At 35.5% G+C, this 11,371-nt stretch carries 11 protein-coding genes; 9 read left to right on the forward strand and 2 right to left on the reverse strand.

Annotation, left to right across the window (positions count from 1 at the left end; translation table 11 throughout):
* The first annotated feature begins 324 nt into the window (after window positions 1–324).
* Window positions 325–879 carry a hypothetical protein gene (locus J6L95_RS08805; RefSeq protein WP_287458859.1) on the forward strand — a complete coding sequence of 185 codons (555 nt, stop codon included), beginning with the start codon at window positions 325–327 and terminating at the stop codon, window positions 877–879.
* A gap of 88 nt (window positions 880–967) precedes the next feature.
* Window positions 968–1,807 carry a hypothetical protein gene (locus tag J6L95_RS08810; RefSeq protein ID WP_107318252.1) on the forward strand — a complete coding sequence of 280 codons (840 nt, stop codon included), beginning with the start codon at window positions 968–970 and terminating at the stop codon, window positions 1,805–1,807.
* Between the two features lie 11 nt (window positions 1,808–1,818).
* Here the strand turns inward: J6L95_RS08810 and J6L95_RS08815 are convergent, their stop codons facing one another.
* A complete protein-coding gene (locus tag J6L95_RS08815) occupies window positions 1,819–2,265 on the reverse strand; it encodes an S-ribosylhomocysteine lyase (protein WP_074687318.1) in 447 nt (148 codons plus the stop codon).
* A 97-nt stretch (window positions 2,266–2,362) separates the two neighbouring features.
* On the opposite strand from J6L95_RS08815, the gene J6L95_RS08820 reads away from it, so the two are divergent.
* The gene (locus J6L95_RS08820) at window positions 2,363–2,671 is read left to right on the forward strand and encodes a hypothetical protein (RefSeq protein ID WP_287458860.1); all 309 of its coding nucleotides are present in this window, start codon (window positions 2,363–2,365) and stop codon (window positions 2,669–2,671) included.
* Here J6L95_RS08820 and nrdG read toward each other — a convergent pair.
* The gene (gene nrdG / locus J6L95_RS08825) at window positions 2,660–3,154 is read right to left on the reverse strand and encodes an anaerobic ribonucleoside-triphosphate reductase activating protein (protein WP_029069892.1); all 495 of its coding nucleotides are present in this window, start codon (window positions 3,152–3,154) and stop codon (window positions 2,660–2,662) included. The two genes, J6L95_RS08820 and nrdG, sit on opposite strands and share 12 nt — an antisense overlap.
* A gap of 555 nt (window positions 3,155–3,709) precedes the next feature.
* Between nrdG and J6L95_RS08830 the strand changes: the two genes are divergently transcribed.
* Genes J6L95_RS08830 through J6L95_RS08855 form a run of 6 tightly spaced genes read left to right on the forward strand, consistent with a single transcriptional unit; the run spans window position 3,710 to window position 11,192 of the window.
* A complete protein-coding gene (locus tag J6L95_RS08830) occupies window positions 3,710–6,151 on the forward strand; it encodes a PRD domain-containing protein (protein ID WP_287458861.1) in 2,442 nt (813 codons plus the stop codon).
* A 12-nt stretch (window positions 6,152–6,163) separates the two neighbouring features.
* Window positions 6,164–6,472, forward strand: a complete 309-nt coding sequence (locus J6L95_RS08835) for a PTS sugar transporter subunit IIA (protein ID WP_031589528.1) — start codon at window positions 6,164–6,166, stop codon at window positions 6,470–6,472.
* Between the two features lie 9 nt (window positions 6,473–6,481).
* Window positions 6,482–8,137, forward strand: coding sequence for a PTS lactose transporter subunit IIBC (locus J6L95_RS08840; protein ID WP_287458862.1), 1,656 nt, complete (start codon window positions 6,482–6,484; stop codon window positions 8,135–8,137).
* A 1-nt stretch (window position 8,138) separates the two neighbouring features.
* The gene (gene lacG, locus J6L95_RS08845) at window positions 8,139–9,542 is read left to right on the forward strand and encodes a 6-phospho-beta-galactosidase (protein WP_287458863.1); all 1,404 of its coding nucleotides are present in this window, start codon (window positions 8,139–8,141) and stop codon (window positions 9,540–9,542) included.
* On the forward strand, window positions 9,539–10,210 hold the full coding sequence (locus tag J6L95_RS08850) for an HAD family hydrolase (protein ID WP_287458864.1): 672 nt from the start codon (window positions 9,539–9,541) through the stop codon (window positions 10,208–10,210). Before lacG ends, J6L95_RS08850 begins: the two co-directional genes overlap by 4 nt.
* On the forward strand, window positions 10,185–11,192 hold the full coding sequence (locus J6L95_RS08855) for an aldose epimerase family protein (RefSeq protein ID WP_287458865.1): 1,008 nt from the start codon (window positions 10,185–10,187) through the stop codon (window positions 11,190–11,192). The genes J6L95_RS08850 and J6L95_RS08855 overlap by 26 nt, the downstream gene beginning before the upstream one ends.
* Window positions 11,193–11,371: the final 179 nt, after the last annotated feature.

Here is an 11,371-nt window from a genome sequence, read left to right on the forward strand (position 1 = left end):
AAACAGTATCAGGAATCTTGCCAAGGAGATTCAAAGCCTGAAAATACTGAGAGAACTTAAAATTTTGTTTAGAAAAAGATTCAATAGAATTAATTAAATGTGTTATACTTTCCATGATGAAACATCCTTTCGTGATATTTTTTGTTCGCGCTAAAAGTATAACACAGGAGGTTTCATCTTTTTTAGTTAAATACGAAAAAAGATGATTACTAAGATATACTCAGTAATCATTTTACTGTTTATATAGATAAAATTGAGGGTAGTGTATTAGTGCTATGTGATATAGATTTTTGACACTACCTATCGAAAAGTGGGGTAACAATTATGAAATATGCTTTCGTAACAGATTTTCATAGTGATTCGAAGATTAAACGCGATGTCTTAAAAGATGCAGTGGGGAACGAAAATGTCTACGAAAATAATGAAGGCTTCAATGTACTAGTTAAGAAACTTGAGCAGAATGATACAGTATTGCTTTTCAACATTCAGGATCTTTCTATTACATGGGAAGGATTTGTAGAAAGATGGAAACAGCTTTTATCAAGAGGGGTTTATATCGAAGTATTTGTGGATGGTGAATCTGACGCCGAAACACGTATCTACAATAAGGAATTAGCTGAAGTTGACTACATTGAAGTAGGATATAATCTAAACCTTTTCTATCTTAACCAGAAGAAAATTACTGGTATGAGAAAGGCTCAGGAAAAGGGTACAAGATTCGGTAGAAAGAAAGTTAAGAATCCAGATAATTTTGTTGAATATTATCATAAATGGAAAAATAGAGAATTAACTGTAAAACAGGCTGCTGAACATATTGGAATGAATGTTTCAACATTCTTTAGACATTGCAAAGACTATGAGAAACAATTACAGGGATAGATTATTCTTAATTGAATAATCTATTTTTTCTTTTCACATAAATCCATATTTGATAGAATGAGTAAGTAAAAAAGAAGGGGGAAATAGTGTGTATATACCATCAAAAGAACAAATGGATGAAGCTATTGCTCGCCTTGATCTATTAGGACTATCAAATCAATTTTTGCTTGAAGGTCAATATCAGATTTCTTCTCATCAGGAACTTTTTCTTATAGAAGATAATGAAATCATCGAAATGATTCGTCAATTTGAAAAAGCCAACCGCAGTTATGTATACCATACAATAGCTTATGATACATCGGAAGGCACATATATTGTCTGTCTTCATGTCTCACCACAATCTTCACACTGGAAAGAGGAGAGAAGACAGCTGATGAAACAGAAGGCCATTGCCTTTTGTTTCTTAGCAGATCAACTGAATCATAATGGCATGTTTGATCTTTCTCTAGATGAACATCTAGAAGTAAGGAAGATGCGTCCTCTTACACAGGAATCATTGTTTGTACATCTTGTTTTAGGAAAAGGAAAAGCTAATATTGGTTATGATGATACAATCAGCCATCATCAATTAAGTGTATTTCTTGTAAAAACATTGACGAAGATTATGGAGGGTCATAAGAAAGAACGTGTCATTGATGCACTTGTCAATCTTGTGGCAGATGCTATGCATATACGTATGGCTAAACAGACGGGAATTAGAAGAATGATGTATCGGCTTCATTATGATCGAGACAAGATCAATATTAGAGTTGTAGAAAGTGAAGGAGAATATCATTTTGTCTCTGACATAGAACCGCATTTCTATGATTACTATATTGCAATCGCAATAATATGTGGAAGAATCTTAAGTGAAGAAGAGACACAAGTTGTCATCAAGTCTTCCTTAGCAACATTTTTTGAATTATATAAAAAAGGAGCGACTGAGTAAGTCGCTTCTTTTTATAGATAATGATATTCAAATTCTAATGGGGCATTTACAAATGTATCTGCAGCTTCTTTTGCTTTTGGAAGATCCATGTAAGTATAGTTTCCACATTCTTCCATCTTAGCACCTGGAATGTCTTCATTCCATTCAGCGATTTTTTTCATCATGTCCATGATGACTGGGACAGTTGCAAGCATATCTAGGTCTCTTGTAATAAGATAGAAGCCTGTCATGCATCCCATAGGGCCAAAGTAAATAATCTTATTCTTGAAATTTGAATTTCTTAAAAGTGTAGCACCAATATGTTCAATAGCATGTGCTGCCTTAGGATCTAATGCTGGTTCATTGTTTGGTTCAGTCATTCTGATATCCCATGTATAAAGATCTCCATCTTTACGTGAAAGATAGATACCCTTCTTAAGCTTTGTGTGATCAACGCTAAAACTTGTAATTCTATCCATTTTTTCTTCACCTCGTCGGTATTTTATCACTATATGGCAGTTATGTCATCAAGTAATATTCACTATGTGATATAATAAAAAAGAAAGGAGTGAGATTATGAAAGAATGCCCATCTTGTCATAAATTACTAGAGGATACAGATTGCTTTTGTAGTTATTGTGGCTGTCGTCTTGATAGTATACCCTATAAAGAAAAAGAACCACAGTATCAAGGAAATTATAGTGCTTACAGGCAATCTAGTGAAGATATGCCTTCTTTAGGTTATGCCCTGTTAGGTTTCTTTCTTCCAGTGATTGCTCTTTTTGTCTATTCTAAACAAAAAGATAATTACCCAACAAGAGCCGCTTCACTTTTGCATGGTGCTTTTGTGAAGCTGGTTCTATGGGTAATTATCTTATTCAAATAGAACGATTTGACCTTGTTCTTTTGTTTTAGCAATATCAATAAGACGCTGATTTGAAGATCCTCTAAAGCGAAGCTTAGCATCTTTTTTGGCAAGGATGAACATGCCATCTACCAATACATCTACATAATCGAGGATGTTTTCTTCAAATTGACAAATCTCCTCATATAAGAAAGAAGAATATAGCCAGACAGTTTTACCTGGACATTCTTCTTTTATTCTTTTTAAAAGCTTTAATACATCTTCTCTGTTCTCTTTTTCCATTGGTTCTCCACCAAGTAAAGTAAATCCAGCAATATGTGGCTTATTGATTAATGTGATAAGCGCATCTTCCTCTTTCTTTGTAAAAGCCTTTCCGCCTTTAAAATCCCATGTTTCCTCATTGAAACATCCTGGACAATGTCTATGGCACCCTTGTGTGTAGAGTGAAACACGAATACCAGGCCCATTTGCAATATCTATTTCTCTGATTTGTGCATATCTCATTATATATCTCTCCTTTGAGTAATTTTCATTGATTATTTTTGTCTGCTGTTATTATAGCACGACTTCACTTTATAATATGCGATATTTTACAGTCTGTTAATTGAGATGCTTAAAAAATACAATATTGGGGTAAATTTCAAATATATTTATTTTAAAAATCTTTGGGATATTGTCTGATTGTGTTATTTATTAAAAATAAGTATAAAAAATGAGGTTGGTTGACAACTTCTTTTTTTTAACCTCATCCATCATCAAATTTTCGTTTTATAATAGTATGTCTATCATCGATTATTTCCTTGGAAATGACTTTTTTAAAAAAATTTAAAGTGTATAATAAAGGATGAAATATTAATGTAAACGTATACACTCGCAACTTTTAAGCCATTTTGACAGTTATTTGTATAAGATGTGTATCAAATTTTTATACACAAGGAAGAAAATCCATTTAAAAATCGTGAAATGTGTATAAAAAATGACTATTTCACACATTTGAGACAAGCGATTGACTCGATTATCATAGAAGGCGGATAGAGAAGTTGCGGCAAGGAGGCAACGATGAAAAACAAACAAAAAGTTTATGAATTTTTACTACATTATAGTGAGGAATTCACAGAAGCGCCCAAGCTGGATACAACGTTTCTATCAGCACAACTACATATGCAACGTTCTAATGTCTCAGCGTTATTAAATACGCTTGTCGCGGAAGGAAAGGTTAAAAAGTATAAAGGGCGACCTGTTCTTTATCAGATTATTATTAATCAAGATGAAGCATTCACTCATCTTTATGGTAGTGAAACCTTCTTAAAAGAACCAATTGAAACAATGAAAGCAGCATTGCACTTTCCCGATGACGTAAAAAAGATCTTGATCGTTGCCACAAGTGGCAGCGGAACAAGTGCTTTTGCACGAGAGGCATGTACGTACGCCTATGTAAATAGAATGGTCAGTCGGGATGAGGTCGTAGAGATCGACCTGAGTGAGGATTCTAAAGACAATTTCATAGACAAAGAAGGATTTTATCTGATCAAGAATGCCCAAAAGCTTACTCGTGTACAAAGAGAAAAATGCTTGCATACACTTAAGGGGATCGTCATTTTTCAAGTTGATCGTGATGAGGATGTTAGCTTATTTGATGAAGTGCGTTTCGTTATTCATTTACCCTCACTCAATAGTCTGACTTTAGAGGATCGTTATGGTTTAATCGAGTATTTCTTTCTAGATGAATCAAAGCGCCTTGATGATCGTATTATTGTTAATGTAGGTCTCATGCAATGCTTACTTATTTATCCTTGTGTAGATGGGATAAAGGAAATGAAAAGAGAAATCGCTAAGGGAATCGCCAATGCCTATCGACGTGAGAAAAATCATACACTTACCTTAGAGTTAAGTGATTTTAGTCCCAATGTTCGTAAAGGGTTACTCAATATGAAGAATCGTCAGGATGTGATGGAATTTATTGCTCACACAGCCTTATTCATTTTCGATCATGAGACGACTTTACAAACAAGAGAAAAGGATATTGAGGCGGATCTCTATCAGATCACGTACAAGAAGCGATTGCCTTTGATTCATACCATTAATACGGTTGGAGTGAAACACTTAGGTGATAGTGTTCGTGATTATGTGCATGATCTTTATACTTTGTATGATCAATCTGGTGAAAATCAGCTGATGAATAATGGGTTACGTCAGGAAGTTATCCAATTTTTCAAAGAAGCTGGAGAAACACTTCATCGTAGTTTTACTCATGATTATATCTTTGGTGTAGCGATGCATTTACAGGATACAGTTTTGATGGCTTCAACACAGATGCAAATTGATAATACGACCATGATGGATATCATTGAAACCTATAATCAGGAGTATCTCTTGAGTCGTAAGTTTATTCGTCATGTTGAAGAGGATCTGCAAAAGAAGCTCAGTCTTGATGAAAGTCTGTTCTTCACTTTATTCTTGAGTGTGATGAGCAGTGAGAAATTGGGTGACCAGGTTGTTAACCTGGTAGCTATGCACGGGCAGGGGGCAAGTGCAATTGCTTCAGTGGTCAGTCATCTGATGCCAAAGTGTCATCTTTATGCCTTTGATATGCCACTTGATGAAAATATCAACGAAGTATATGAGCGTTTGAAGGCTTTAATTGTTTCTATTGATCAAGGCAAAGGTGTCCATGTGATTTATGATATGGGCTCGATCAATGTGATGCTTAGCAGTATTAGCGAAGAGACACATATTCGTATCAGTACTTTAGAGGTGCCGATTTCTTTACTTCTGATGAGTGCAATTAAGCTTGCAGATCAAGGTTATACCCTTGAAGTGATTCATAATAGATTGCTTGATTATGCCTCAACAAGTCAGGTAGTGAAAAATGTCAACGAAAAGTTTATTGTTGCTTTTTCAAAAAGTCAGGAACATAAGAGTGAAGAGATTAAGAATCGTCTTGAAGTATTGGATGGAGCTGATGGTTATAAGATCTACCACTTTGAAGCAGATGATACAAAATCATTTGTCAAACAGCTTGATTTCCTTCTGATGGTAGGTAACCTAGCGGCGATTGTTGGAACATTCGATCCTGCTTTCTTCAATGTTCGCTATATTGATGAAAAAAGGATTGATCAGGTCTCAAGTATATCTGAATTACTAGAAGAAAAAGAGGAATATTTTGATATTCTAGGCTACTTGGAATCACAGTTTGAAGCTTTTGATCGTCAAGATCTTGAAGCAACAATTGTTCCTTTTATGAATGATTATGAGCGAATCTTAAATATTCATCTTGATGAAGACGACTATGTTGGCTTAATGGTCCACATGGCCTGCCTCATCGATCGTTTGATGAAAAATAAGACGCCAAATGTCAATTTTGATTCTGATAAAATCATTGTGAAATACCCACAGGAAACGCGCGAGTTAACCAAGTCTTTAGAACCTATTGAAAAATATTTCCATATCTCATTTTTAAAAGGAGATGTGGCAACACTGATCAGTATTGTCAAGAGGTAAAGGAGAATAATTATGACAAAAGAAGAAGCAACCATGGTTGGTTTTGAAATCGTTGCGTATTCAGGGGATGCGCGTACTAAATTACTGTTGGCTTTACAGGAAGCTAAAAAAGGAAATTTTGATAAGTGTGAATCACTTATTAATGAAGCCAATGACTGTCTAGTGGATGCTCACAAATCTCAGACTGAATTACTTCAGGAAGAAGCCCGTGGAGACGGTGTAGAAGTTGGTTTTATTACTGTACATGCACAAGATCATTTGATGACAACGATGCTTTTAAAAGATGTTATGGATACCTTGGTAGATATTTATAGAAAGTAGGGGATGTATATGGATACAATTATTGGAACAATTGAAAAAGGAAAACCATTCTTTGATGCATTAGCACGTAATCGCTATTTGAAAGCCATTCGTGATGGCTTCCTCTCAGCGATGCCGATTATTATCTTTTCATCAATTTTCTTATTAGTGGCTTATGTCCCAAATATTTGGGGTTATAACTGGCCTAAATCAATTGAAGAAATTTTAATGAAGCCTTATAACTATTCGATGGGAATCTTAGCTTTAGTTGTTGCGGCTACTACAGCCAAACATTTCACAGATGCTCTTAATCGTGATATGCCAAAAAACAATCAGCTAAACTTCATCTCGACAATGGCTGCTTCAATGATCGGTTTCTTATTATTATCAAGTGATGCCATTTCAACTAAAGCTGGTGATGCAGGTTTTGGTAATGCTTTACTTGGTTCTAAGGGATTATTAACAGCATTTATTGCAGCCTTCGTTGTAGGTGGTATTTATAAGTTCTTTGTTTCTAGAAATATTACAATCAAGTTACCAGAACAGGTACCTCCAAATATCTCTCAGACTTTTAAGGATGTTATTCCTTTCTCAGTCGCAATTGTCTTCTTCTGGTTATTTGATTTAGGATTTAGAAATGTATTTGGTTATTGCTTTGCTCAAGGTGTTATTAATGTCTTCCAGCCATTATTTGGTGCTGCTGATGGTTATGTTGGTTTAGCTATTATTTATGGAGCTATGTCACTTTTCTGGTTTGTAGGTGTTCATGGTCCTTCTATCGTTGAACCTGCTATTTCTGCTGCATTATTATTAGGTATGTCAGAAAACTTTGCGGCTGTTCAGGCAGGAGGCCATGCTTCACACGTCTTATCTTTAGGTGCTCAGTACTTTGTTGTTTGTTTAGGTGGAACAGGTGCAACTTTAGTGCCATGTTTAATGTTTGCGTTCCTTGCTAAATCAAAACAGTTAAAAGCAATTGGTCGTGTATCAAGTATTCCAGTTTTATTTAATGTTAATGAACCATTCTTATTTGGGGCACCAATGGTCTTAAACCCAGTGTTCTTCGTTCCTTTCATTTTAACTCCAGTCTTCAATATCTGGTTACTTAAGATCTTTGTGGACTTCCTTGGAATGGATAGCTTTATTTACACTTTACCTTGGTGTACACCAGGCCCACTTGGTATAATTCTTGGCTGTGGTATTAAACTCTTACCTTGCTTATTCTTAGTTGCTGTATTAGCTTTAGACTTCCTTATGTATTATCCATTCTTCAGAGTGTATGACTTAGAAAAAGTAGAAGAAGAAAAGAATGCAACTAATGAAGTTAAAGTTGAAGAATATACAGAAGTAAATGGTGAAGTCTTAGATTCTAAAAAGATCCTAGTATTATGTGCTGGTGGTGGAACATCTGGTTTATTAGCAAATGCCTTAGCTAAAGGTGCTAAAGAAAAAGATATTCCTTTAGTAACTGCAGCAGGCAGCTATGGTGCTCATACTGATATCATGAAAGATTATGATTTAGTCGTATTAGCTCCTCAGGTAGCTTCTTATTATCAGGATTTAAAGAAAGATACTGATCGCTTAGGCATTAAATCAGTGGCTTGCCAGGGTAAACAGTATATTGAATTAACTCGTAATCCAGAAAAAGCATTAGAATTTGTATTTAAAGTATTGGAGGCTGCATAATATGAAATTTCCGCAAGATTTTGTTTTTGGCGGAGCAACCGCTGCTTATCAGTGTGAAGGGGAAACCCGCACCCATGGAAAGGGGAAAGTCGCTTGGGACGACTTTCTCGCTGCCCAAGGGCGTTTCTCGGGGGATCCTGCCAGCGATTTTTATCATCAGTATCCTGTTGATTTAGACTTATGTCGTAAGTTCCATATTAAGGCAATTCGTATTTCCATTGCCTGGAGCCGTATTTTCCCAGAGGGAGTAGGTCGAATCAATCAGGAAGGTGTGGATTTCTATCATCGTGTATTTAGAGAATGTCATAAAAATGGGGTAGAACCTTATGTCACACTACATCATTTTGATACCCCAGATACTTTGCATAAGAAAGGTGATTTCCTTAATAAAGAAACAGTAGAAGCCTTTGTTCAGTATGCAAAATTCTGTTTTGAAGAATATAAGGATGAAGTTTCATACTGGTTTACTTTCAATGAAGTATGGCCAGTAGCTACAAATCAGTATATTGAAGGGACATTCCCACCAGGTATCAAGTATGATATTCCTAAAGCTATTTTATCAATGCATTACATGATGCTAGCTCACGCAAAGGCAGTCATTGCTTTTAAAGAAGGACATTATTCTGGGAAAATTGGGGTTATTCATTCTTTAGAGACAAAATATCCTTATGAAGATAATGATGCTGATAGAGAAGCGGCTAAGAAAGAAGATATCTTAGCTAATCAGTTTGTGTTAGATGCTACATTCTTAGGTGAATATACCGATGAAACATTAACTACCATTAAGGCGTTAGCCGCTTTAAATGATGGTAGCTTTGATCCTGATGCAAAGGATCTTGAAATTATGAAGAAGGCTGCGCCTCTTAATGATTATCTAGGTATGAATCATTATCAGAGTCACTTCATTAAAGCTTATGATGGAGAAAATGATATTCATCATAATGGTACAGGTGAAAAAGGAACAAATCGCTTTAGACTTAAAGGAATTGGTGAACGAATGTTTAAAGAAGGCATTGAAACCACTGACTGGGACTGGCTGATTTATCCACAAGGTATGTATGATATGATCATGCGTGTGAAAAAACAGTATCCAATGTATAAAGCAATTTATATTACCGAAAATGGTATGGGTTATAAAGATACATTTGAAGATGGCTTTATTGATGATGCCCCACGCTGTGATTACATCAATAAACACTTAAAAGCCTTAAAGAAAGCTATTAGTGATGGTGCTAATGTAAAAGGATACTTTGTCTGGTCATTAATGGATGTTTTCTCTTGGTCTAATGGCTACAATAAACGTTACGGCCTTTTCTATGCGGATTTCAATACACAAAAACGTTATCCAAAATGTTCAGCGTACTACTATAAGATGGTCATTGACAATCGGGATGTGATTGAATGAAAGCAGTAATCTTTGATTTTAATGGGACCCTCTTTATAGATCATGACAAACATGTTTTAGCTTGGAATCAGATTTCAGAGCTATTAAGACATAAACCTCTTACTGAAGAGGAACTTTATACAAAGTGTAATGGTGTACCCAATGAAGTCATTATTGACTATTTACTAGAAAATCAGGCTACTCCTAAACAGAAGAAAACCTACAGTGCCCTTAAAGAAGAATATTACCGTGATTACTGTTTAAAAGACCCTGAGTCCTTCCATTTGATTGCTGGAGCATATGACTACTTTAAACAGTTAAAAAAAGCCGGTATTCCTTTTACAATTGCCAGTGCTTCAATTAAAGATAATATGGATTTCTTTATTTCCTCCTTCCACTTAGATGATTATATAGAGCCTACCCAAATCGTCTATGATGATGGCAGTTATCAAAATAAAGTTGCTATGTTTTTAGAAGCAAGCACTAGACTTAACGTTCCCATTGAAGATTGCCTGATTTACGAAGATAGCATCTCTGGTATTCAAAGTGCTATTGAAGCAAATTGTCATAATATTACTGTCGTCGATACGACTCAGCTTGGTGATCAATATAAAAAATATCTAGGAGTACAGAGCGTAATTCATGATTTTACGGAGGTGCTTTATGACAAAAGTGATACACAAAAATAATCTCATCGATGAAATTGTTCTTGAAAATGAGGATATGTCTGTACATATCCTCAACTTAGGGGCAACTATACGTAATATTTACGTGAAGGACAACAAAAATCAATTTCGTGATGTCGTACTTGGCTATGACGATGTGTTAGATTACATGCGCTATGATGGTTATTTAGGAGCATGTGTTGGACGTGTTGCAAACCGTATAAAAGAAGGAAGCTTTACCTTAGATGGGAAGACCTACCACTTACCCATCAACAATGGCCCTAATAGTTTACATGGTGGCCTCAAAGGTTTTTCTTACCGCTTATTTGATTATACCTACGATGATCATCAAGTGATCTTCCACTACGTATCTCCTGATGGCCAGGAAGGCTACCCAGGCACCCTTGATTTTTATGTTACCTATAGTCTAGAGCAGACAACTTTAAAAGTAGACTATAGAGCTACCACTACCAAAACTACGTTAGTGAATATCACTAATCATAGCTATTTCAATTTATCCGGTGAAGCCTCAAATATTGATGAACATTATTTACAGGTGAAATCTTCGCACTACGCACCTGTAGATAATGATGGCTTAGTCACTGGTGAAATAGCAGATGTAGATCATACCCCATTTGATTTTCGCAAAGAAAAAACTATTGGAGAAGCCTTGCACCATGATCATGAACAAATTAAGATAGCCCGTGGTCTCGATCATCCATTTATTTTTGATGAGAATCATGATCAGGTAACCCTTCGCTCAGAAAAGAGCGGTATAATAATGACAGTGTCCACTACACTGCCTCTAGCTCAAATCTATAGTGCTAACTATTTAGATGGCCGTCTTGGCAAGAATAAAAAACCGATGTCCTCTCAAACTGCTTTATGTATTGAGACGTCCTACCTCCCTGATAGTATTCATCTTGAAAAAGATTCACCAACTATTTTACATGCTGGAGACAAATTTCACGCTTCAACATCTTATACGTTTACTTGTGAAGACTAAAAGAGCAATCTTTTAGTCTTTTTTTACTTGATAATAAAAAAGAAGCTGTAACGAAATGATTTAAGCATTTCGTTACGCCTCTCTTTTTTACGTTAAAATTACCAAGTCATGCATGATGGATTCTCAGCCTTTCCATCATGTCTTTTTTTTAAAGAAAAAAGCCCCAAAAAAGGGCGCAA

Source organism: Kandleria sp., from assembly GCF_017934775.1.
Taxonomy (GTDB): domain Bacteria; phylum Bacillota_I; class Bacilli_A; order Erysipelotrichales; family Coprobacillaceae; genus Kandleria; species Kandleria vitulina.

What these genes read in the sequence shown, in the direction of transcription:
- J6L95_RS08830 (WP_287458861.1), top strand. Translation starts at nt 3,710, where the DNA reads ATGAAAAACAAACAAAAAGTTTATGAATTTTTACTACATTATAGTGAG.
- J6L95_RS08840 (WP_287458862.1), top strand. Translation starts at nt 6,482, where the DNA reads ATGGATACAATTATTGGAACAATTGAAAAAGGAAAACCATTCTTTGAT.
- J6L95_RS08820 (WP_287458860.1), top strand. Translation starts at nt 2,363, where the DNA reads ATGAAAGAATGCCCATCTTGTCATAAATTACTAGAGGATACAGATTGC.
- J6L95_RS08850 (WP_287458864.1), top strand. Translation starts at nt 9,539, where the DNA reads ATGAAAGCAGTAATCTTTGATTTTAATGGGACCCTCTTTATAGATCAT.
- J6L95_RS08805 (WP_287458859.1), top strand. Translation starts at nt 325, where the DNA reads ATGAAATATGCTTTCGTAACAGATTTTCATAGTGATTCGAAGATTAAA.
- nrdG (WP_029069892.1), bottom strand. Translation starts at nt 3,154, where the DNA reads ATGAGATATGCACAAATCAGAGAAATAGATATTGCAAATGGGCCTGGT.
- J6L95_RS08835 (WP_031589528.1), top strand. Translation starts at nt 6,164, where the DNA reads ATGACAAAAGAAGAAGCAACCATGGTTGGTTTTGAAATCGTTGCGTAT.
- J6L95_RS08855 (WP_287458865.1), top strand. Translation starts at nt 10,185, where the DNA reads ATGACAAAAGTGATACACAAAAATAATCTCATCGATGAAATTGTTCTT.
- J6L95_RS08815 (WP_074687318.1), bottom strand. Translation starts at nt 2,265, where the DNA reads ATGGATAGAATTACAAGTTTTAGCGTTGATCACACAAAGCTTAAGAAG.
- lacG (WP_287458863.1), top strand. Translation starts at nt 8,139, where the DNA reads ATGAAATTTCCGCAAGATTTTGTTTTTGGCGGAGCAACCGCTGCTTAT.